The sequence below is a fragment of the Streptomyces spiramyceticus genome (genome assembly GCF_028807635.1).
Lineage (GTDB): Bacteria > Actinomycetota > Actinomycetes > Streptomycetales > Streptomycetaceae > Streptomyces > Streptomyces spiramyceticus.
Genome location: NZ_JARBAX010000002.1, coordinates 1795512 through 1816911, shown reverse-complemented (window position 1 = coordinate 1816911; position 21400 = coordinate 1795512). Strand labels below are relative to the sequence as shown.

24 protein-coding genes and 2 pseudogenes are annotated in these 21400 nt (G+C 68.3%); 14 read left to right on the top strand and 12 right to left on the bottom strand.

What is annotated here, in order from left to right:
• Positions 1 to 117: 117 nt before the first annotated feature.
• From tpg to PXH83_RS32705, 3 genes are all read left to right on the top strand, one after another.
• Positions 118 to 447, top strand: a complete 330-nt coding sequence (tpg, locus tag PXH83_RS31855) for a telomere-protecting terminal protein Tpg (protein WP_274565041.1) — start codon at positions 118 to 120, stop codon at positions 445 to 447.
• A 134-nt stretch (positions 448 to 581) separates the two neighbouring features.
• Positions 582 to 746, top strand: a complete 165-nt coding sequence (locus PXH83_RS31850; protein ID WP_274565040.1) for an alpha/beta fold hydrolase — start codon at positions 582 to 584, stop codon at positions 744 to 746.
• Between the two features lie 869 nt (positions 747 to 1615).
• Entirely contained in the window at positions 1616 to 1690 is a 75-nt protein-coding gene (locus tag PXH83_RS32705; protein ID WP_099504217.1) for a 50S ribosomal protein bL37, read from the top strand.
• A gap of 266 nt (positions 1691 to 1956) precedes the next feature.
• On the opposite strand, the gene PXH83_RS31845 is transcribed toward PXH83_RS32705, so the two are convergent.
• Together PXH83_RS31845 and PXH83_RS31840 are read right to left on the bottom strand one after the other, a co-directional pair.
• On the bottom strand, positions 1957 to 2307 hold the full coding sequence (locus PXH83_RS31845; protein WP_274565038.1) for a hypothetical protein: 351 nt from the start codon (positions 2305 to 2307) through the stop codon (positions 1957 to 1959).
• 179 nt (positions 2308 to 2486) lie between these two features.
• Complete coding sequence (locus PXH83_RS31840; protein ID WP_274565037.1) at positions 2487 to 3272, bottom strand: DNA/RNA helicase domain-containing protein; 786 nt, start codon at positions 3270 to 3272, stop codon at positions 2487 to 2489.
• A 477-nt stretch (positions 3273 to 3749) separates the two neighbouring features.
• Here PXH83_RS31840 and PXH83_RS31835 point away from each other — a divergent pair, with 477 nt between their 5' ends.
• The gene (locus PXH83_RS31835) at positions 3750 to 4022 is read left to right on the top strand and encodes a hypothetical protein (protein WP_274565035.1); all 273 of its coding nucleotides are present in this window, start codon (positions 3750 to 3752) and stop codon (positions 4020 to 4022) included.
• A 200-nt stretch (positions 4023 to 4222) separates the two neighbouring features.
• Here the strand turns inward: PXH83_RS31835 and PXH83_RS31830 are convergent, their stop codons facing one another.
• The 5 genes from PXH83_RS31830 to PXH83_RS31810 all read right to left on the bottom strand — a co-directional run bounded on the left by PXH83_RS31830 (position 4223) and on the right by PXH83_RS31810 (position 7837).
• Positions 4223 to 4996, bottom strand: coding sequence for a hypothetical protein (locus PXH83_RS31830; protein ID WP_274565033.1), 774 nt, complete (start codon positions 4994 to 4996; stop codon positions 4223 to 4225).
• The gene (locus PXH83_RS31825; RefSeq protein ID WP_274565032.1) at positions 4993 to 5229 is read right to left on the bottom strand and encodes a hypothetical protein; all 237 of its coding nucleotides are present in this window, start codon (positions 5227 to 5229) and stop codon (positions 4993 to 4995) included. Before PXH83_RS31825 ends, PXH83_RS31830 begins: the two co-directional genes overlap by 4 nt.
• Positions 5230 to 6227: 998 nt before the next feature.
• Positions 6228 to 6515 carry a hypothetical protein gene (locus tag PXH83_RS31820; protein ID WP_274565031.1) on the bottom strand — a complete coding sequence of 96 codons (288 nt, stop codon included), beginning with the start codon at positions 6513 to 6515 and terminating at the stop codon, positions 6228 to 6230.
• Positions 6516 to 6547: 32 nt separating this feature from the next.
• On the bottom strand, positions 6548 to 6715 hold the full coding sequence (locus PXH83_RS31815) for a hypothetical protein (RefSeq protein ID WP_274565030.1): 168 nt from the start codon (positions 6713 to 6715) through the stop codon (positions 6548 to 6550).
• Positions 6716 to 6850: 135 nt separating this feature from the next.
• A complete protein-coding gene (locus PXH83_RS31810) occupies positions 6851 to 7837 on the bottom strand; it encodes an LLM class flavin-dependent oxidoreductase (RefSeq protein ID WP_274565229.1) in 987 nt (328 codons plus the stop codon).
• A 268-nt stretch (positions 7838 to 8105) separates the two neighbouring features.
• On the opposite strand from PXH83_RS31810, the pseudogene PXH83_RS31805 reads away from it, so the two are divergent.
• The 6 genes and pseudogenes from PXH83_RS31805 to PXH83_RS31780 all read left to right on the top strand — a co-directional run.
• Positions 8106 to 8375, top strand: a pseudogene (locus PXH83_RS31805) (site-specific integrase); the annotation flags it as partial.
• 323 nt (positions 8376 to 8698) lie between these two features.
• The gene (locus tag PXH83_RS31800) at positions 8699 to 8839 is read left to right on the top strand and encodes a hypothetical protein (RefSeq protein ID WP_274565028.1); all 141 of its coding nucleotides are present in this window, start codon (positions 8699 to 8701) and stop codon (positions 8837 to 8839) included.
• Between the two features lie 149 nt (positions 8840 to 8988).
• Positions 8989 to 9210, top strand: coding sequence for a hypothetical protein (locus PXH83_RS31795; protein WP_274565026.1), 222 nt, complete (start codon positions 8989 to 8991; stop codon positions 9208 to 9210).
• 247 nt (positions 9211 to 9457) lie between these two features.
• Positions 9458 to 9835 carry a transposase gene (locus PXH83_RS31790; RefSeq protein ID WP_274565024.1) on the top strand — a complete coding sequence of 126 codons (378 nt, stop codon included), beginning with the start codon at positions 9458 to 9460 and terminating at the stop codon, positions 9833 to 9835.
• 332 nt (positions 9836 to 10167) lie between these two features.
• Positions 10168 to 10389, top strand: a complete 222-nt coding sequence (locus PXH83_RS31785; RefSeq protein ID WP_274565022.1) for a hypothetical protein — start codon at positions 10168 to 10170, stop codon at positions 10387 to 10389.
• Between the two features lie 460 nt (positions 10390 to 10849).
• Positions 10850 to 12136 (top strand): aminotransferase class V-fold PLP-dependent enzyme, encoded by a 1287-nt coding sequence (locus PXH83_RS31780; protein ID WP_274565020.1) that lies wholly within the window; start codon positions 10850 to 10852, stop codon positions 12134 to 12136.
• 378 nt (positions 12137 to 12514) lie between these two features.
• Here the strand turns inward: PXH83_RS31780 and PXH83_RS31775 are convergent, their stop codons facing one another.
• Positions 12515 to 13234 carry a DUF6193 family natural product biosynthesis protein gene (locus PXH83_RS31775; RefSeq protein WP_274565018.1) on the bottom strand — a complete coding sequence of 240 codons (720 nt, stop codon included), beginning with the start codon at positions 13232 to 13234 and terminating at the stop codon, positions 12515 to 12517.
• Between the two features lie 406 nt (positions 13235 to 13640).
• Here PXH83_RS31775 and PXH83_RS31770 point away from each other — a divergent pair, with 406 nt between their 5' ends.
• Complete coding sequence (locus PXH83_RS31770; protein ID WP_274565016.1) at positions 13641 to 14756, top strand: sugar ABC transporter substrate-binding protein; 1116 nt, start codon at positions 13641 to 13643, stop codon at positions 14754 to 14756.
• A 37-nt stretch (positions 14757 to 14793) separates the two neighbouring features.
• Here the strand turns inward: PXH83_RS31770 and PXH83_RS31765 are convergent, their stop codons facing one another.
• The 4 genes and pseudogenes from PXH83_RS31765 to PXH83_RS31750 all read right to left on the bottom strand — a co-directional run bounded on the left by PXH83_RS31765 (position 14794) and on the right by PXH83_RS31750 (position 16453).
• A complete protein-coding gene (locus PXH83_RS31765; RefSeq protein WP_338054764.1) occupies positions 14794 to 14985 on the bottom strand; it encodes a hypothetical protein in 192 nt (63 codons plus the stop codon).
• A gap of 4 nt (positions 14986 to 14989) precedes the next feature.
• Positions 14990 to 15394: pseudogene (locus tag PXH83_RS31760) on the bottom strand (transposase); the annotation flags it as partial.
• Between the two features lie 83 nt (positions 15395 to 15477).
• A complete protein-coding gene (locus PXH83_RS31755) occupies positions 15478 to 15759 on the bottom strand; it encodes a helix-turn-helix domain-containing protein (protein WP_274565014.1) in 282 nt (93 codons plus the stop codon).
• A gap of 70 nt (positions 15760 to 15829) precedes the next feature.
• Positions 15830 to 16453, bottom strand: coding sequence for a PASTA domain-containing protein (locus tag PXH83_RS31750; protein WP_274565012.1), 624 nt, complete (start codon positions 16451 to 16453; stop codon positions 15830 to 15832).
• Between the two features lie 801 nt (positions 16454 to 17254).
• Here PXH83_RS31750 and PXH83_RS32400 point away from each other — a divergent pair.
• The 3 genes from PXH83_RS32400 to PXH83_RS31735 all read left to right on the top strand — a co-directional run bounded on the left by PXH83_RS32400 (position 17255) and on the right by PXH83_RS31735 (position 21345).
• Entirely contained in the window at positions 17255 to 17458 is a 204-nt protein-coding gene (locus PXH83_RS32400; protein ID WP_338054735.1) for a hypothetical protein, read from the top strand.
• 11 nt (positions 17459 to 17469) lie between these two features.
• Positions 17470 to 17751, top strand: a complete 282-nt coding sequence (locus PXH83_RS31740) for a hypothetical protein (RefSeq protein ID WP_274565008.1) — start codon at positions 17470 to 17472, stop codon at positions 17749 to 17751.
• 741 nt (positions 17752 to 18492) lie between these two features.
• Positions 18493 to 21345, top strand: a complete 2853-nt coding sequence (locus tag PXH83_RS31735; protein ID WP_274565228.1) for a helix-turn-helix transcriptional regulator — start codon at positions 18493 to 18495, stop codon at positions 21343 to 21345.
• Positions 21346 to 21400 lie beyond the last annotated feature (55 nt).

The window sequence follows — 21400 nt, the reverse complement described above, 5'->3', positions numbered from 1 at the left end:
GGCGACTGAGTTCGATGCGATCTCAGCTCGGCGTCTCCCGACGCATCGTCGAGCGCTGGCGGGACAAGAAGATCAAACAGGCCACCGGCGAGCACGCCACCCGCCTGGAAGCCACGGTTGAGAAGGTCTGGCAGCCCAAGGTCAAAAGGCTGCCCGGCAGAAAGCCGCCGCAGAGACCGGCATCACCGTCGAGACCGCGCCAGGTTCGGCTTCACCGCCCCGCCTGGAAGCACCGACGACTGCCGTATCCGCCTCCTCACGCAACACCTGCCCGCCGCCTACGCAGCCCGCCTCTTCGAAGCCCGCGACGCCGGCGCGGAGGAAAACACTCTGAAGGACATCGTCGCCGAAGGTCTCCAGGAGCAGTACTTCAAGGACGGCGGCCGCCACGCCCAGGGCCTCATCGTCGAGTTCACCAACATCGACTACATCGACCTCGGGTACTGAACAGGGACAAGACTCGCCAGCGGCAGCCGATTGTGACTGAGCGGCCCAGTTGGCCGCTGAGCACTTCAGCTGGCGCCGCAGCTCTGCGTACGGACGTCGCCGAACGCCGGCAATCGCGGGCGCGGCTGAACCAGTTGAGCATCCCAGTCCAGATCGTCGTGGGCACAGCCGACCCGCTGGTCACCACAGTCGACCACCCAGTGGCCGAGATCGCCGGGGCCGGGCACTACCCCCCGCTGACCCATCCCTCCCAGGTCGCCCGCCACCTCGGCGCTGCCTCCGCTCCAATCGGCACATGATTCCAGGGCGGACGTTCTCCAAACCCTTCAGCAGGGCCCTCTTCCGCCAGCCTGGCATGGCACCCGCTACAGTAGCGGCGCGCCCGAGGAACCAGCCCGGCCGTTGACCCGTCTCGGTCATCGCCGTCACCTCGTTCCAGAACCAGGCCGCAGGAGCCGTGCGCCAGGCCACTGCTTACCCTCCAGGTGCAGGAAAGGGGCGGCCAGCGCGGTGGCAATCGCCAACCCCCGGCGGCGCTTGTGCTCGAAACCCCTCGCGATCATGGCTGGGGCCGGCCTGCGTGAAGGGTTCACCCGCTGCTCACACACGACTAGTGACAGACAACGACGAAGAGCCGGACCCAGTGGGACTGGGTTCGGCTCTTGAAGTCTGGCACTTCCGCAGGTCAGCGGGTGGTTCACGCTGGTCCGGCTTCTGTGCCCCCGGCAGGATTCGAACCTGCGCACACGGCTCCGGAGAGATTGCGCATATCAAGCCTGACACGCCCAGTGACCTGCGCGGGAGCCTTTTTGGCGCCACTCAGCGGTCGCGGTTGTGTCGGACATGTGTCGAGCGCCGGCTCTGCGACACCTGTTGAGCCTCCACGCGGTCAGCGGTCCCAGGGTTAGGCAACCCGCCATGAACCGGCGCAGCGATTAGAAGGCGCTTGATGGTCTGAGCCCTGCACGGACTCTGACCTGCGTTTGGCAGCGCTGCGGTGGATCGGCCTGCGCGGCTTCGACGCGCATTCGACAGGAGCCAGTGACTGCTCTGGGGCGGCGGAGCACCGGTATGGGCGCTGTGGCCGCGGCACCGCTGATGCGGACGACCCGGGCCGAATCTAGACTGGCGAAGGCATGCAAAGTCCCGAATTAGGGAGATGTGCACCATGGCTAAGCGAGGGAACAAGCGACGCGGCCGTAAGAAGAAGAAGGCCAATCACGGCAAGCGTCCCAACGCCTGAGCCAACCGAGCACACGGCCGAGGGGTCCGTGTCTTCGCCGCCCGGATTGGGTCGAGGATCAGGATTCCGCAGCGGTGCGGGAGCACGACACAGAGCCGGACTCGATGAGACTGGGTCCGGCTCTTGAAGGCTCGTTCGAACCTGCGCACATGACTCCGGAGGCCCCGTGTGTCTCATACGTTTCAGCAGGTCAGGTGCCGCTAGGGGCGGCCTGCGTCATCTCGCCGGTCCACGAATAGGCCGCAGCTGACAGATGGCAATGTTGGTCATCCGCTGGCATTGATGTGGGCGCAGGGGCCGCGTTGCTGGTAGCCACCGGGTACGTCGGCACCTACGGCGGCCCAGAATCCCTTGGACTCGGTGAGGTGTCCGCCCAGGGTGTGCCATGCCAAGCCGGGGTGCTCGATCCGCAGCGCGGCGAGGCCGGCCGCAGCCAGACCACATCGCTGATACTCCGGCAGGGTGTGAGGCTGCTCGACCCACCCGAGTCGACAACCGCGGCAGAGTTGATAGTCGACGGCGAACACGAACTCGCCGTCCAGGTTGGCAGCGCGCTGACGCCAGCCGATCCGCTCTGCCGAGATGGTGTCCTGCCACGAGGTGCCCAACTCTGGCACGGTCGGCCGCCTGCGCCGCCGCCCCAGTCGCCCGCCGCTGATCCACTGCAGTACCTCGCGCCAAGGCTCCCGCCCAGACACCCGCCCTACTTCCTGGGCAGTCTGAGGATCCCCCGGACCACCGCTTCAGGGGAGAGGCTTGGGTGTCCTGCTGGTGACTTGCGGCTTCGCTGGCTGGGCTAGCGGGCCGAGTACGCCCACGAGCCCCCTTGTTGACCGTGGCTGACCCCTGCATCTGGCACGGTAATGGCACGGGCCAGACCTGCGTCAAGCTGCATGCTGACCTTCGGACCCGTAGTTCTATGTGGATCGGTCACAGGTCTCTGCACCCGTCTTCGCAGGCGGTATCGGCTGTGGGGCATGCGGTCATCGCCAGCCTCCCTCCGTCGGAGGAGACACCGGAACTGGGTCGTCAGGTCGACGTGGGCGAAGGCGTCGTCGCAGGCGCGGGCCAGGCGGCGGAGTTCGTCGAGGGTGGTGCCTTCGCTGGGGCGGACGATTTGGCGTTCGTCAAGGAAGAGCACGAGTGCCGCGCAGTCACGGGTGAGCCGGGTGAAGAGGTCAGGGAACTCGTTGTTGCGCCGCAGCGGGACGGTGCGTGCCCGGTGGGCCTCGTCCAACAGGACGATGCTGGTGTCCTTATTCAGGCCGCGGGACAGTGGGTGGTCAGGGTGCTGATGAGGCCCCTGGCCGCGTCCCCAACGGCGCAGGCGAGCTGGTGGGTGAGCGTTCCGGACGGGGACAGCAGCCGTTGGCACCCTGTTTGAGCAGAGGTCGCCCAGGACACGGGCGGCAATCGCGGTCTTGCCCGTGCCCAGTCCGCCCGTGACGACCACGATTTGGCCCGGCCTTCGCTGCTCAATGGCCTCAATCGCGCGATGGATGGTCTGGCGAGCCTTGTCCTGGTCGCCGATGAGCCGGAAACCGTCGTGGCCTTCCATCGTGTCGGCGACCTTGGCCAGCAAGGATTCCGAGGACGGTGCTGGGCCAGCAGGAAGTCGCTGACCGCTTGCCGGTCGGGGGGCTCCACGTCTGCACACAGCAACCGTTCGGCCAGCAGCGACACTTCGGCGCCCTCGGGAAGGTCGTCAGCTCCCAGGAGCGGGAAGGCGGCACTGGGGCCGCCAGCGGCGTGCGCGCGCAGGTGGCCGAGCAGCTTTGCGGACGCGTTGTGCAGGAAGGCCAGGCCGCGCATCTCCAGCTCCAGTTCGGCGGGAACCCAGTCGTTGAGGTAGGCGACGTATCCGCCGACCTGGCGCCCCGGGTGCAAAACCCGGCGATTCCCCACTATGAGCATCCCGCTCCCACCGGATGCGGTGCAGCAAAGGCCCACTGGATCGTCGACAATGGCTCCTCCCACCGCGGCCAAGCAGCCGCCGACCGACTGGCCGCAGCATTCCCGAACGCGGTGCTCGTGCACACCCCCAATACACGCCTCCTGGATGAACCAGGTCGAGGTCTACTTCTCCGTCGTCCAGCGCAAGGTCGTCTCACCCAACGACTTTACCGACCTGACCCAGGCCAGGGACCGGCTCCGAGCCTTCGAAGACCGCTACAACGCCACGGCACAGGCGTTCCAGTGGAAGTTCACCACCTCCGACCTGGACGATCTAACTGGCCGGGCTCGACCGGCACACCGCCGATCACCCGGAAGAATCCTGGCTCAGCCTCGCCGCGTGATCAACCCCCAAAGGACTTCCGAAGCCGACCACTAAGGTGCTCAGCGGTCATCAGGCCCGACGCTGGCTTAGCGCGCCACCTGACATGGAGCGGGTGAGCAGCTACTCAAGGCGCTGGAAGAGCACGTCGGCTCCCGTGTGAAGTGCCGGACTCAGGCCGGCGGAATGGTCTGCCTTCCGCGCGGCCGCGGTACGCGGGGGACTTCGACGGCCCCGTCCGCTTCGGCGCCCCGCGCCTATCGTGTGCCGACCCAGTAGTGCTCCCCTGCCCTCAGCAGGTTCTCCAGCGTTTCGGCGTTGGCCCGGGCCAGGTCGCCAAGTGCCGCGTTCTCGTCGGCGTGGGATTCGAGCCACGTACGGAAGCCGGTCACTGCGGCAATGGATTCGGTGGTGGGGCCGCCCCCGGAATCCAGTTGTTCCGCGGTGAGGAGGGGGAGTCCTGACCGGAGCCGTATCATGCCCGGGAGGTTGAGGCTGTGGTTCCGGCTGGCCACCGTGTTCTCCTCGATCGCGAGGGTCCCGGTCGCCGTGCACTCTCCGGACCGCAGGGCGGCCAAACGGGCCTCACGGACGATGGCGAGAACTCCGTTGAGGTCGAAGTCGACGGTAATCGCCAGGTCGATGGTCCCGACGTTGACCCCATCGATGATCAAGTCGACGCAGGGGCGGTGGGTTGACGTGATGTGATGGTTCACCAGAGCGACAAGCTCCTCGCTGTCCGGGGCATCGCGGGTACGGCGAGCGGCAGCCGTGAGAGCGGAGTGCTTGCGCCAGCCCGCGCCCAACAGGTCGATCACGTCCATGGCGAGGAAACCGTTGATGACGGTGGCGACTTCGCGCTCGACAGCGCGGCCTGCCGAACCCGCCATGCCCCGCGCGCCGTGCGACAGCGTCTCCGCGACATCGCGCTCATGAAGATGACCGGCGAGGGCATCGGTGGTACTCCCGCCCTCTTCGCCGAACAGGAGGGCCCGTACGGTCATGTGCTCTGCGGGACTCGTCACGGTCATCGATCGTCCTCCTCCTGGATGTTCTGCTCGCCGGGGTCGCGGTGAGGCTCCAGTCGTACCGTGCGGTCCGGCGTATCGGAGTCGCGGCTCTCGCGCACGCTGCCCATGCCGGGGTCGCTGCGCAGTACGGCCCGCACATGGCGGCGTACCCAGCGCGGCCCCCGGTGACGGACGCCGATAACGGCAGCCGTGGTGACCATCGCGGTGCCGAGTAGCACGAGCACGATCGGCAAGGCGCCGGAACCCTCGTCACCGTCCGGCGTCCGGTCTTCGGTGCCGGGGTCGTCCGTGCCCGGGCCGTCGGTATTGGGTCCATCGGTGTCGGGGGGCTCGGTCCCGGGTGGTACGGGCGGTGAGTCGGGTTCTGGCGTAGGCGGAGGTACTTCGGGCGGTACCTCTGGAGGTACTTCGGGCGGTACCTCCGGAGTTACTCCTGGAGGTACTTCTGGAGGTACTTCGGGAGGTTGTTCGGGAGGAGGAGGTTGTTCGGGAGGCACCTCTGGAGGTCCTACGTCCTCCTCGTCAGCCGCCGGACAACCGGGGCACGAGGGGCAATTGTCGCAATAGTCGGGGTCCGGAGAGGGTTGTCCGGCAGCCCTTGCGGCCGTGACCTCCGCCGCCTGCACGGGTACCGTCCCGCACCTGCCCCTGCCCTGCGCCCCGGCGGCAGCAAGCGAGACCACAGCGACGAGGAGCGCCACGACCAGGAGGCGGACGGCTTGCCGTCCTGGCACTGACATGGGTCAATCCCGTGTCAACGACACTTGCCCTGCAGGACTGAAGACCCCTGCGGCTTGCCCGCGGGGGCGCAAGTTGAGCGGCGGACGAGTCCGGTCATGGCGCGTCTCCCTTCATCCGGGCCACACAGTGCCAGTGTGCGCCGACCCGATGCGGGTCGCACCTGGGGCCGTCGGCGCGTCCGTCCACATCGCGGACGGACGCCCCTACGCTCCGCAGCCGCCACCGCCAAACAGCCCCCGCCGCTCAGCGGGTCGCCCACGCGACACAGGGCGGCAGTGGTTGTTCTGCCGTACTCCACGCTCGGACCGCGCAGCTCGTACGCTCTTCTCCAGCACGCCATGAGGTCTACGGCCGGCGGCGCCTCCGCGACCTCGGCCCACCGGAGCTGGGCTGCCCGGACGGCGACATTGCCAGGCCCAATTCCGACGAGCCCAAGCCAACTCCTCCGAGTAGGGCCCAGCGAACCTGTCCGCAGCCGTGGGAGCGGCGGTCAGATCACTCGGCGGTCCTCCAGCGGCGCCGCGTACAGGGCGCCGCGTACAGGGCGGGGCCGCGTTCGCCTGGCAGGCGCGGTGTGGTTGACCAGGCGGGCCGAGTTGCCGACCACCGCGATGCTGCTCGTGTTGTGTAGCAGGGCGGCCACCACCGGGTTGATGGATCCTCCGGCGCCAGCGCCGAGGCCGACCAGGTTCACGCCGATGGCCAGGCCGTAAGGCGCCTGGCGCTCATCCGCGGCCGGGCCTCCGACGCTGTCCGGCACGGATGACGCTGCCAGCACGGCGGGGTCCCGTTCCAGGGACCCGGCTGCCTTCACCGGAAAGTGCTGCGGTCGTCCTCGTCTTCGCACTCGACTTCCGGGAGATTCGCCAGGGCGGGCTCGAGAAACACCGTCGTGTAGTCGGGCTTGGTCGGGCGGGGAAATCCCACGGCCTCTATGGGGCGGTTCTGCTGCTGTGCGGTCATCGTCGTTCCTGTCATGGGGTAATGCGACGGACGGGTATCTGGGCGGCGTCGGCTCGGCGCATGGCGTCGGCGGTGCCGGTTGAGCGGTTGTGCGGTGCCGGTTGAGCGGTTGTGGTGAACGGGGCACCGACATCCTTCCCTGCGTTGTTCCTACGGTGCTGTCGTGGCCTCGAAGTATTTCTTGATGAGTTCGTAGGAGCGAATGCGGTCGCGAAGGTCGTAGACGGGCGTGGTCAGCATCAGTTCGTCCGCTCCGGTCTCACCAGCCAGTTGCGTGAGCCGATGTACGACGGCCTCGGGTGTACCGACGGCTTGCTGTGCACGGAAGCCGGCCAGCGCCTGTCGCTCCTCCGCCGTGAACGGGTGGGTGGCCGCCTCCGCAGGCGTGGGGAAGGGCGTCTCACTCAATCCTTTGAGGAGCCCGGCTTTGACGACGTCCATCGGTCCGACTCGCCACGCGGCTTCTTCCTCCGTCTCGGCACACACCGCCTCCACGCACAACAGCACCCGAGGTTGCTCGCACCAACGGGACGGGGTGAACGCCGCCCGGTAACGTTCCAGGACCGCACGGGTGTTGTCCGGCCGGATGTGGTGTGCGACAGCGATCGGCAGGCCGAGTCCCGCGGCGAGAGCAGCACCCGCGGTGCTGGAAGCCAGCAGCCACGGCTCCGGCAGCGGGCCGAGTGCGACTTCGTCGACCAGAAAGGACAGGATCGCGGCTATGTCGCCTTGGTACTCCGCATCCGTCGCCGGTCCGGCTCCGCGGCGAAGTGCCCGTGCCGTGGCCTCGTCAAAGGTGCCAGGACCGCGACCGATGCCCAAGTCGATGCGGTCTGGGTGCAACGCGGCCAGCGTTCCGAACTGCTCCGCCAGCGTGATGGGTGCGTGGTTGGGAGCCAGTACACCGCCCGAACCGAGACGGATGACCGAGGTCGACGCGGCAGAGTGCGCGATCAACACGACTGGTGGGAACGCGCCGATCGCCGGCGAGTGGTGATGCTCGGCGTACCAGATCCGGTGGTAGCCCAGCCGCTCCAGTCCCTTTGCGAAGGCCACGGTGTCCCGCAGGGTATCCACGGCTCGGGCATCCGTTTGGACCATCGCGACTTCCAGCGCTGAAAGAGGTATATCAACCATGTCGTCAGCATAGAGATCATACGTTCGATGAGTGGAGGCGGTGATCTCTTTTCGCGCCACGGAGCCAAGGCCGCCCAGGCCAGCAAACTCCGCGGTTCAGAAACAGGTTCTTGCAGTCGGAAGTTGATGGGCTGTCCAGCCTCGCTGTTCAACGAACTCCGACCGTTGTGGGGGGGGTGCCGGCCGACAGGAGGCGGCTGCGTGGGATTGCTGCCAAGGGGGGCCGGCGACCGCGCCGGGCAGGGAACCAGCCGGTGTTCTTCGGGACCGGGCCGACCTCAGTCACGTGCGCGCCCTCCCGGGCCTCGCCGAGGCCGACGACCCCGAGGGCATGGAGCTGATTGCCGCGATGCTGACGGAAGTCAGCAGCGAGAAGGCTCCTTGGCCGAAGGTCGAGGAGACCCGGCGGCAGCTCAACGCGGGCCAGGACCTCATCGGCAGCCTGACGGCGGGCGAGTGGCTGGACCGCTGGCTGGCGGGCAAGCGGATCCGGAAGTCCGGCCTGAACCGCTACGAGACCGACATCCGCGTGCACCTCAACGATGGGCAGCCCGGATGGCAGGAAGTACCTGGCCCCGGCGGAGGCGTCCCAGACAGGGGTCGACAAGCCCGAGCTCTATGACCGAAGATCAACAAGTCATACGCCGAACTCGCCACCCACTACGGCGCGTTGGTCGATCCCGCGCGGGCAGCGAAGCCGAATGACAAGCCGCAGGTCGAGCGGCCGATGCCCTATGTCCGCGACTCGTTCTGGCGAGGCAGGGAGTTCACGTCGGTCGAGCACATGCAGGCCGAGGCCGTCACCTGGAGTCAGCAGGTTGCCGGGCGGAGGAAGCGCCGGCCGCTGGGCGGGCCGCCCCAATGACCGTGTTCGAGGCACTGGAAGCGGCGGAACTACTCCCTCTGCCGCCGACTCCGTTCGTGCTGGCCCGCTGGTCGACCGCCACGGTCGGCCCGGACATCCACATCAAAGTCGGCCGCACCCTCTACTCGGTCACGTAGAAGCTGATCGGCCGCAAGGTCGATGTTCGCTCGACTGCCACAATGGTCCAGGTCTTCCACACGGCCAGCTCGTCAACACACACACTGCCCTTGACCAGGGCAAACGCACCGACAAGAGCGACTAGCTGCCGGAGAAGATCGCCTTCCAGATGCGCACGCCGGTCTGGTGCCGCAGCCAGGCGTCCGAGATCGGCGATGCCTGCCGCGAGGTCGTCGAGCAGCTGCTGGAGGTCAACGTGCTCTATCGGCTACGCGCTGCCCAGGGGGTTCTCGGTCTGCGGAAGAAGTACGGCGCGACGAGGCTGGAAGCCGCCTGCGCGAGGGCCATCGCGGTCGGCGACCCGTCCTATGTTCAACGTCGTCGTTCATGATCAGGGCGTCACAGTGTGTTGCTCGTGCGCCGCTTCCGCTGCCTGACCGACTCCTGCACAGCAGTGAAGTTCGCCGAGCAGATCGGCAGATCGAGGGGCTGACCACGCCTCACGCCCGCAAGACCACGCTGCTGCGGTCGGTACTACTGTCCATAGCCTGCAGGCTCGCCGCCGGCCCGGTGCCCGCCTGGCTGCGCTGCTGGGCATCCACGTCACCAAGGACACCCTGCTGCAGCTGCTCCGCACCATGCCTGACCAGCGTGAGGGCCCGGTGCGGGTGCTGGGCGTGGACGACTTCGCACTGCGCAAGGGCGACTCGTACGCCACCGTCTTGGTGGATCTGGAGGCCCGCCGACCCGTCAACGTGCTACCAGGCCGGGATGCTGACCCCTTGGCCGCCTGCCTGGCCGGGCACCCGGAGGTGGGGATCATCTGCCGGGACAGAGCTGGCGCCTACGCCGAGGGAGCCCGAACCGGCGCCCCGCAGGCCGTCCAGGTTGCCGACGGCTGGCACCTGTGGCGGAACCTCGCCGAGGCCATGGAGAAGACCGTCGGCTCGCACCACACCTGCATCCGCTCCTCAAGCGGATTCGAGTCGGCCTCCCGCGGTCCCGGACCGGTCTGATACGTCGGATACTCCTGCGGCGCCGCTCCGAATGGAATGAGTGGTCCGTCGACATCGAGGAAGAGCAGCGGGCGTACGGAACCGGTCACGGCAGCACGATAGCCGCTCATCCTGACGAGCCTGACTCGATGGGAGCGTCCGACAAACGACTGCTACCGTCCGCCAACCCGAGACCGGAGTACCAGGCCCGACCACAAGATCTTCGCCAGAGCCGAATTTCGTGAGCGTCCACACGGAGCCAGTGACCATTTCCGCGGGTCAGCCGCGTGCTTACAGGCTACCCGGCCACGCTCGTTACGGCGGATTAGGCAGCTTCTAGTTACCCTGGGCACATGGGCAGCAGCGAAGGACGCAGGACCGCCCAGGGCCCGCAGGCAGAGCCGCAGCACGTATGCCCCGCCTGCGGACAGCCTGTCGATACGGCCCTCAAACGACGCAAGATCCTCGGCGTGTGGGCGCCCGTCTGGGAGCCCCAGCCATGCCGCAACCCCGACTGCGCGCTGTATGTCGAGGAGAGAACGGACGAGTCGGGCAAGGGTACCGAGACCGGCTGAAGTGCGGCTCTGTCGGCGTACTCGTCGAAGTGGCTCTGGCAAGATTTTCGTAGCCGAAGATCAAGCCGGGACACGGGCGGTGGGTTCGGGGTAGCGGCGGCGTAAGTGCGCGATCAGTGCGACTCGCTGCCGGAGCCACACCTGCATGTTCGTGACATCGTTACGCCCACCGGCCGACGTCGTGGTGACAGGCACAGCTGACACGACGGCCATCCTGGGCCTGATCGGTCCGTGTCGAGACGCATGTTCGGACTGGCCGCCACGGCCGGTCGCCGCGCGCCTGCCGGGGACTCGGTGGAGTGGTGGACGACCCGCGGGAGGTTGTTGGGGGTGTCAGTCGACCCGCCGATGACGCCGTCGCCCAGCCGGATGGCGGCCACCTCGCTTAACCTCGTTACCAGAAGGGCACCGAGAGCTATTCCGCCACCGCTCCGCCGGTCGCGGTGCAAAGGGGTGCTGGATGTCGATGACGAGTCGGCGCGGTCTGCTGGCGAGATCTGCGGGAGCGGTGGCGGTCACCCTCGTGCCCAGCTCCGGCGCGGCAAGCGTGAACACACCACGGGAGCGGCCGGTCACTACGGTCGACGGGCGCGTGGACTGGGACGCCTTGCGGGCGCAGTTTCGTCTGGAGCCGGGATGGGTGAACCTCGCGTTGTTCTACCTGGCCTCGCATCCGAAGGTGGTGCGGGATGCGGTGGATCATCTGAGGGAACAGGTCGACGCCAATCCTCTGTCGGTGCCCACGGGGATGGCGCTGCCCGACGGTCCGACCGGATGGCCCCGGGTACGCCAGTCACTCGCGGCTTATCTGGGAGGCCGGGCCGATGACATCGCGATGACGGCGAGCACGAGTATCGGGCTGGGTGTCGTCTACAACGGCGTCGTGACCCGTCCGGGACAAGAGTTTCTGTTGACGGAGCACGACCACATCTCCCATCGCACCGCCGCCCGGTTGGCCGCCGAGAAGCATGGCAACACGGTGCGGCTGGTCTCCTGGTTCGGCGATCCGGCCACCGCGACGGCGGACGGCATCGCAGCGGCAGTCGGCGAGGCGATACGCCCGAACACCAGAGTCGTGGGGATCACCTGGGTGCAGTCCAGCACGGGGCTTCGGATGCCGGTGCGTGCGGTGGCCGAGGTGGTGCGCCGGGCCAATGAAGGGCGCAGTCCTGCCGACCGGTGCCTGCTGGTCGTCGACGGCGTGCACGGGCTGGCGGCAGTCGACGAGGATGCCGCCGGCCTGGGCGCGGACGTGGTGATCGCCGGAACGCATAAATGGCTGTTCGGTCCAAGGGGAACGGGGCTGGTCTGGGTGGCGCCGGACGTCCTCGATCAGCTGCGGCCCACGTTCGTGAGCTTCATCAGGGGCGGGGGAGCAGCGTCCCTGTCGCCCGGCGGATTTCTGGCGTTCGAGCATGCCTTCGCCCTGCCGGTGGCGGTGGCGCTGCATGAGCAGCTGGGCCCAGCACGCGTTGCCACCCGGATCACACAGCTGTCGACCCGGGTGAAACAAGGACTGAGCCGCATCCGCGGGGTCACCGTGCACACTCCTGCCGACCCGGAACTGTCAGCGGGCATCACCTGTTTCAGCGTGGCAGGCCACACCCATCAGCAGGTCGTCGACCACGCCGCCGCCCACCGCGTGCGGCTGTCCACCTCGACCTACACCCGCATCGGCACCGCCGTCATCAACACTCCAGCAGAGATCGACACCGCACTCAACAGCCTGGCTGATCTCGCCCGCTGAAAGCCGCTCTGGACTTCCCCGGGGCGTCGCTGGGGCGTTCGGCACGGGGCCCGGCGACGGGCAGGAGATGGTTCCGTAGAGCGCAGGGCCGCGAAGGCCCACATGTAGCCGACGGCGGCCAGGCGTCGGTTCATGTCCCGGCCGGGCCCTGACCCTGCTCGCGATTGCGATCGCGGTAGGACCGTGTACCCGAAGTTGCGCGATCCTGCGGGTCAACCCAGCGGCAACCCCGACTTCTTCAGGGGCAAGTAGCTAGTCGGTGGCCAGTGGGACTCCCCCGGTCTGCGGTGCCTGGCGGAGAGTCAAATGGCCACGGGATTGGTGGCCTTTAGTGAAGGGTATCGGCTTGCCGCTCCCTGCTGCCGCGCGCCACTCATCTCATTCGGCGGTTCCCTCAACAGCCGGACCGAGACCGGCGGGGAGCTGCGCCACAGCCAGGGCAACAGCCTCCTCGGCCGTGGCGGCCTCCCCGATGACGTCAGCGTGAGGATGTTTCAGCACGCGGTAGGGGCTGCCGTCGTAAGACGGGGCGATGGCCACCTCATTGCTGAATGGGAACCCGGTGCAGGAGCTGAAGCCAAGCGTCCAGTGGCTGGAGAACACATAGAGCTGTCGCAGCTGCCACTCGGCATGAGCTGCTTCCACGAGTTCACCGAATTCAGGGAAATCCGGCGCCTCGGCCGCCTGTTCCCGCATCACGCGCCACTGCAGTTCCACCACTGCGACTGGCCCATGTTCGTGAGCCTTGGCGCGCTCACTGGAGTGCAGAAACGGCAGCTCTGCCCGCAGCTCACGCAGGCTCCCGCCCTGCCCCCACGCCGCCCCGGCCCTGACGACATCCGCCAAGTCGGGCGTGGCTCCCGTGATGAGTTCCATCCCCCGACTCCAGCCGGAGACACCGAACCAGCGGCTCTCGGCCCCGATGTGAACGGACAGCGGCTTGCGCTCAGGGACCGACGAGGCGATACCAGCCGAAACCAGTGAGCCCCAGGCGCCCGGTACCACCGTGAGATCGACACCAAGGTCGGCCGCCAACTGTTCCAGCGCGGCGGCAAGGCTGCCCGCGGCGTCCAGGTCGGGATAGAGATCGGAGTTCACCTCCGTAGTCTGCCGTCGCAACGCCACAAGGAGAACGGTCATCAGGCGCAGCGGCGGCAGGACCGGCGCCGCGTCAACGGGAATGCGTGTCCCCAGCGCTCGCTGCCAGGGTGCGCAACTGGCCGCCAGCGTCGACCGCGGATAGGGAGTCGCTGACCGTGTGCGGGGAAACGCCTCGCGTGGTTCCCCGCGCGTCCCCGTGGACTGCTCTTCTGCTCTTGGCTTCTGACTCGTGGGCCCCGGCCCCCGGCCCGTGCGATCACAGAGGCCTGAACGCTTGATTACAGAGAATCACGTTGCGGTCACGTTAATCGGACGCATCTTGACGCTTCCCCAACCACATAGTTGGCTTTCGGCCACCTTGGCCGTAATTGATGCGGCCTGCCAGGGAGTTTGGATTCAACCAATGAACGCACTTCTGCGTCGTGCCGCCGTCGCAGCCGCCGCCCCCGCGATGGCCATGTCACTCTTCGGTTGCGCGACGACCGAGGAACCGGGTGTGAGGATGAGTGACGACATCGTTGTTGGTCTGCTGCTCCCAGAGAACCAGGCCGCTCGCTACGAGCAGTTCGACAAGCCGGTCATCGAGGAGCGCATCGCGCTGCTCACCAACAGCAAGGGCACGGTCCGCTACGCCAACGCGAAGAACGACGCCGATCTGCAGACGCAACAGCTCGAATCCATGATCGAGGACAAGGTCGACGTGCTGATCGTGGACGCCGTGGACTCCAAGGCCATAGCCGGCGCGATAGAGAAGGCGGACGACGCCGACATCCCGGTCGTCGCCTTCGACCGCCTCGCCGAGGGCCCCATCGACGGATATGTCTCCTTCGACAACGAACAGGTCGGCCACATCCAGGGCAAGTCCCTGCTGAAGGCCCTCAAGGGCGAGGCCGGGTCCGGTTCGGGGCCCGGGTCCACGTCTGGCAAGGTCGTGATGATGAACGGCGCCCTCACCGACCCGAACGCTGCCATGTTCAAGAAGGGCGCCCACACCGAACTCGACGGCAAGGTCGACATCGGCCTCGAGTACGACACCAAGGACTGGAAGCCGGAGAACGCCAAGGCGAACATGGAGGCCGCAATCGCCTCCCTCGGCAAGAACGCCATCACCGGCGTCTACTCCGCCAACGACGGCATGGCAGGCGGCATCATCGCCTCGCTCAAGGCCGCTGGTATCACCGACCTCCCGCCGGTCACCGGCCAGGACGCCGAACTGGCGGCCGTGCAGCGCATCGTTGCCGGTGATCAGTACATGACCGTCTACAAGCAGTACGCACCGGAGGCAGCAGCAGCCGCGGAGATGGCCATCCTGCTGGCCAGGAACATGTCGCTCGGCGCCGCCGCGCACACGGACATCGACACCCCGACCGAGAAGTCCGTCCCGACGGTGCGCATCCCCGTCATCGCACTGACGAAGGACAACATCAAGGAGACCGTCGTCACTGACGGCCTCTACACGGTGGAGCAGATCTGCGTCCCCAAGGTCCAGGCCGAGTGCGAGAAGCTCGGGCTCGAGTAGTCCCGCTGGGCCGGCCTCGTACCCCGTACCCCTTTACTCACCGGGGCCTTACGGCGGCCAACCGCCCCCACACCACCAGCCGGTACTTCGAGTTGAACTCGGGCGTGTACGTCGTCGTGAGGTAGTGGCCCGCCGCGCGGTACCCCGCGGCGGGCCGCACCGCACTGCGCGGCACCGGGTCGATCCCACCGGTGTCGCCTGGCAGGGTCCGCGAGAGCGCCTTGTCCACGGCGTGCGGTGTCGGTGGCGGCGTGAACGCCCACCGCGACCTGGCAGTTCGCCCGTTTGCCGACCGCACCGCAGTACTGGCGGGCGCCCCCCACCGATGCCTGGCCGCTCTTGGGGAACGACACATCGTCGATCACCCACACCTCGGGCGCGACCGCCTCGAACATTCTCCGGGCGATCCGCCGCCGCACTGGCAGTGGATCCCACGCAGACTGGATCACGAACTGCTGCAGGGCCTGCATGCTCCCGTCCGGCAGACGTTCAGCCAGCGGCTGCGGCTGGATCGACTTGCGCCGCCCGTCCAGCATCAGACCCCGCAGATAACACTCACCCCGCCGCCGCTGATCCCGCCGCGGCAACGAACCAAACACGTCGGCAACGAACTTGGGCAGCTCACCCCGGATCTGCAGCCGTGCGGCGCGGACGGCGATCGCTTCCGGTGAGTCCGGGAAGTTCACCCCGGCGTCCAGCTGCCGCTCTACATTCGCCGCGCTCACCGCGTCGGCTTCCACAACTTCTCCCGGAGACGCATGGCGTCGTACGTGAGGTTGAGGGCGAACTGGCTGCGGAGTGCGGCGAGGTCGGCCTGGCGTGCCTCGGTGGCGGCACAGACCTCAGCCGCGCGGTCGAAGGTGAGCCCAAGGTTTCGGCATGGAACACTGATCGTCTTGCCGCTGCGTTGCAGGAGCTTCGCGATCTCATTGCGGCCCTTACCCTCGCCGTGCAGCCGACGGATCTCCTCGTGCTCTTCAGGTTTGACGGGCCTTGTGGCCATCGGTCACCTCAGGACATGCAGAAGCCCGGCCGCCGGAGCAGGGAACGGCCGGGCAGTAAGGGGGTGGAGATCAGCAGGACTCTTCGAACTTCACCGCGGTGAGAGTGACCGGCTGGCCGTCCAGCTTGGAGCCCGCCTTCGGATCCTGCCCGCAGACCTTCCAGTTCGACTCCATAAGGACCATGCGGCTCTCTCCGGAGAGGTCGGTCACGGTGAGACTGGTCGAGCTGTCCAGGGCTTGCCGCGCGGCCTTGACGGACTTACCCGCGAAGTCGGGCATTGTCCCGTCGGCTTCCTTCGGCTCCCCCTGGTCTGCGCTGGGGCAGTCCTCGCTGAGCTTCACGGCTCCGAAGTCGACCTTGGTGTCGGTCGGGTGCTCGCCGGCCTTGGGTGTCTGGGTGCAGACCTTCCACTGTCGGTCGAGGACCTGGTTACGTGCGCGTCCGAGGGAGTCGTGGGAGGTGAGGACGTAGAACCCTGCTGCCTGGGCTTGGTCTTGGGCGGACTGGAGGCCCTTGCCGACCATGTCGGGCAGTGCGGCGGGCTTTGCGTCGTCGTCGCTCCCGGGATTGGCGGGGGCGGGAGCGTTGCCCTCGCGCGTGCGGTCCGACCGCGAGGGCGCGGGGTCTTGGCAGGCAGTCAGTGTGAGCAGCGCTGCGGCGACGAGCGCGAGGGTGGCGGTGCGGGTGCGCATGATCCCCCCTGGGATTCTTGCTGGTGAGGGGAGCATCGTGCCCGCAGTGTGGGGCGTGTGGTGCCGGTTTGGCTGTTCTGTTACATAAGGAAGCTCCGCACCAGGCGGGGCTATTGTGTCCGGTCACGCCGGACTTGGGGAGAGAATGCGGGATTGATCAGCAGAATGCAAGGACGTATGAGGACGCAGAAGCACTCAGGTGGGTGGCGGTGCCCGACGGTGAAGGGGCGGTGTCGGCAAGACACGGGTGGGCGGGTGGGAAAGTGGCCAGAAGGACCCACTACAGGGCTCAGTAGCGGTCAGCCAGGGTGGCAGTGGGGGTCGTGAACTGGGCGTTTTGGACGAATCACAGGTCACGTGCCTTATGAAACGGGGGGATGCCGTGCAGCCGACAGCACGTTCCGTACGCGCTGTGAACCGGGCTCACCGAGCGGTGGGCGACTACTGAGATGGGGCACGGCGGGACCGTCCTCTCTGCCACGAGCCTGTGGCCGCTCCTCGCCTTTCTCGCGCACGCTGCTGAAGGACCGGCGCGGAACGAACTGGAGGACGCAATGGGGCTGCCGACCGCCGAGGCCGCCGGAGACGCGCGGCTTCCTCGAAGCACTGGGATCGATCCGCGGCACGGTTACCGCGCTCGGATTCTGGACCAGGCCCGCTCTGCCGCTGCACCCCAGGTGGACAGCACAGCTGCCCGCCGGGGCAGCAAGCACCTTCACCGGCGACCCGGTCTGCGACCGCAAGAGCCTCGACGCATGGGTCGAGGAGCACACCGGTGGCCTGATCCGCACCATGCCGGCCGTGATTGACGAGGACACCGAGTTCGTCCTGGCCGCGGCGCAGACGGTGCGGACCCGCTGGGTCCAACCCTTCCACGAGACGGAGATGGTCCCCGACAGCGGTCCGTGGCAGGGGCGTTTCCTCCTCGGGCTGTGCCGCATCACCGCACTCCTGGACCGGGTGACCGTGGCCATGACCCCGGACGGCCCTCTGACGGCCCTCTGACGGTGCTCAAGGTGCTCGGCAACACAGGCGTCGACGCCCACCTCGTCATGGGACCACCAGACATGACGCCCTCGCAGGTCCTGCGCCACGGGATCGGCGCTCTCTCCGGCCTCGGCGCCCCGGTCCCCGGCGACCGTCTTCCCCTCGGCGAGGCGGGCCCCGGGCTGCGGGTGTCGACCGAACGCAGTCGCACCCCGGAGCCATCCGGCATCGGTCGCGAGTTCGGGCCCGAGGGGCTCGGCTCCTTCCTCGAGTACAAGACGGTCAACCTGCCCAACAGGACGGCCCACTGACGGGCTGCTTGAGCACGACCGCTGGAGCTGCTCAGGCAGGGAACGACGGAGCGTCCCAACCAGCCGAGGCCGATCGGGGCGGTCCGTAGCAGGTCGGAGGGTGACCATCAGTTCCAGGGACTACACCCCATCCCGCCATCCAACCCAATCCCAGCAAAGCAGCCCTCGCCAAGCGCTTTCCCGGCACCGACTTCGCGACCACCGACATCGAGCGCGCCACTGCCGCCCTCCGGGATGCCCTCCGCCGGGCCGGTCACCTGCCCAAACTCCCCACTCCACCCGGCATCGAAGGCCCCTCCGAGCTGATCACCGTCTGGCTCGCCCCCGCAGGCGAGCGGATCCTCGTGCCCATGCTGATCCGTCAGCACACCCACGAGGAGCCCACGGCAAGCCCATGACAACAACAGGCGGCCTAGCCGAGCAGCCCATGCCGCTGACCGCACTGCCGGAAGCGCTCGCAGCGAGCCCCGGACGGCGCGTGTCACGGGCCATCCAGGGGCCGCAAACAGCGGTCACCCGCGGCGCCTCCAGGCAGTCCCGGAAAAGGAAACAGCCAGGGAATTTCCGCAGATGAGCGGCTCGCCAGATACTTGGAGCCCGGAAGATTCCCAAGCGAGAGCGCGGGTTCATTCCCGTCACCGGCTCCAGAAGGAGGGGTGGTCAGAGTCGAGGCCCTTTTGACGCCCGTTTCTGAAGTTCGATCGCGGCGAGAGTGGGCGGATTAGACTGCCCAGTGTGGTGATGCGGTCGCCTCTGGTCGGTCGGGCAGCCGAGTACGCAGGGCTGCTCGACGCGCTCGCGCGGTGCCGGTCGGGCGAAGGGGGCCTGGTCCTGGTGAGCGGGGACTCCGGGGTCGGCAAGAGCCGACTCGTCGCGGACGTCCTTGAGGAATGGGACGGGCGGGTACTGCGCGGCGCCGCCACCCCAGGGGCCGGCGGTTACGCGCCCGTGGAGGACGCCCTGCGGGCCCGGTCCGACGAAGCCGGCCAGATGCTGTCGTACCACCGAGCGGATCAGGCGGCCCTCCTCGACGGCATCCAGCGCATCTTCCGGGACATCGGGCGTGAGCAGCCCACGGTGGTCGTCCTGGAGGACCTGCACTGGGCCGGCGCCGCGGCCGTCGACCTGTTGCCCGCGCTGGCGGTGGCGATGGCACGAGAGCCGTTGCTGCTGATCGGCACGTACCGCGGTGAAGAGCTCTCGCGCGCGCACGCCATCCGGCGCATGCGGACCGCGCTGCGCCGCGGCGGTCGCTTCGTCGAGTACGCGCTCCGCCCGCTGGCCGCCGAGCAGTCCGGCGAGCTGCTCGCCGGGCTGCTGGGCGCACCACCCTCCCCGGCGCTCGTCTCAGCGGTGCACGGCAAGGCTGAGGGCCTGCCGTTCTACGTCGAGGAGCTCACCGCCGCCCTCGGCGAAACCGGTGGCCTGCGCGAAAGCGGCGGCAGCGTCGACATCTCCCCGAACACGGAACTGCCTGTGCCGGAGAGCGTGCTCGACGCGGTGCTGGTCCGCACGGCGGAGCTACGACAGCGGCACCGGGCCGCGGTGGAGCTGGCCGCCGTCCTCGGCGTACGCGTCGATCTCCTCGCGCTCGCCGACATTGTGGAGCCGCAGGACGTCGACGAGCTCCTCGACAGTGGGCTGCTCACGGAGCTGGAAGACGACCCCGGCTGGGCGGAGTTCCGCCACGCGCTCGTACGGGACGCGCTGTACCGAAGCATTCCCTGGGCCCGGCGATGGCGCCACCACCACCTGATCGCGGAGCACCTCAGCGCTCGCGGCGCGCCACCCGAGACCGTCGCCGAGCACTGGATCGCCGCGCACGAACCCGAGCGCGCGAAGCCGTTGCTGCTCGCCGCGGCCGAGCGCCACTGCACCGTGCACGCCTACCGGGACGCCGCCACGCTGGCGCGGCGTGCACTCGCCGTCTGGCCGGAGGACGCCGACCCGGAAGGCCGGCTGGCCGCCCTTGAGCGCCTGGCGGACTGTGCCGAGCTGTGCGGGGAGCTCGAATCGGCCGTGGCGGTGTGGACCGATGTCGCGCGGATTCGAGACTCCCGAGGCGATATGGCGCTCGCCGGGGCGGCGCACCGGAGACTGGCCAACGCCGCCGGGCTGCTGGGCGACTGGCCGCGCGCGGTCACCGAGCGCGAGCGCGCGGCCGATGCGTACGCGGCGGCGGGCATGCGCGGTGAAGCGGCGGCGGAACGACTGACGCTGGCCGATCAGCTGAAGTCCGCGGCGCGGCTCACGGAGGGGCTGGACCAGGCCATGGCCGCGGCCGAGGACGCCGAGGCGGCGGGCCGCGCGGACCTCAAGGCCCGTGCGCTCGCTATGCAAGGCTCGCTCTGCTCCGCCCTGGGAGACGGACGGCGAGGAGTGGAACTGGCACGGTCCGGGCTTGCGCTCGCCCTCGCCGGGCAGGTGCCCGAGGCGACCGGCGAGGCGTACTACGAGCTGGGAGAAGCCCTCGGATACGCGGCCGACTACCCGGCAGCCGCCGACGCCATCGACTCGGCGATCGACCTGTGCCGGGCGCACGGGGTCACCGAACTCGGGCGGGTCTGTTTCACCTGCCTGTCGCCGGTGGTACGACTCATGGGCGATTGGAACCGCTCACTCGCCATCTGCGGCGAGGTGCTCGGCGATGGGCACACCCCCCAGGTACTCCGCATGGTCGCGGAGGAGGAATCAGGGCTGATCACCGTGCTCCGCGGCGACCCGCGGCACGCGAGGGGGCCGCTGCGACGCTCCGCCGCCTTCGGCCGCGACAACGAGATCTTCGGCATGGAGGTGGGCGCGACGTGGGGCCTGGCCATGGTCGCCGAACTCGACGACGAGGAGGGGACAGCCCGCCACACCGTATCGGCCATGCTGGAGCGCTGCTCGCTGAAGGAGGAATGGCACTACGCGCTGCCCGCACTCCGCTGGGCCGCCACGTTCCTGGCCGAGCGGGGTGACGGCGACGGGCTCGCGCAGTGCCACCGGTTGCTCGCCACCGCCGCGACGCAGAACAGCTCGCCCAAGGTACTGGCGGCCCTTGCCCACGCGAGCGGCGAGCTGGCCCTGGCCGACGGTGACACGGCCCATGCCTCCGCGCACTTCGGCCGGGCAGTCGACCTGCTGCGCGACGTCACCGCGCCCTACGAGCAGGCGCTCACCCAGCTACGCCGCGGCGCCGCACTGGCGGGCGAAGGCAACCGGGAGGCCGCGGTCTCCGCCCTGACCAGCGCCTACCGGACCGCGCACCGATTGGGCGCCAAGCCGCTGACACGCAGGTGCGCAGCGAGGCTGGCCGACATGGGCGAGCAGGTCGACCGGCGGCTGGGCCGCCTCGCCGCCCGCTCCCTGGAACCCGCCGGACTCACCCGCCGTGAGAAGGAAGTCCTGCACCTGCTGGCCGACGGCCGGACCAACCGTGAGATCGCCCGGGCCCTCTTCATCAGCACACGCACCGTCGACATGCACGTACGCAACGTGCTCGACAAGCTCGGCTGCTCGTCGCGGGTGGCGGCCGCCCGGCGCGCGGTGGAACTCGGCCTGACCGGTCCGCCCGAGGCCCTCGCGGGGCAGTTGCCGAAAGTACGGCAATAGCCGGTCAGGAACACGGCAGGACCACGCATGCTGTCTCCTTCACCGCTCCCTAGCG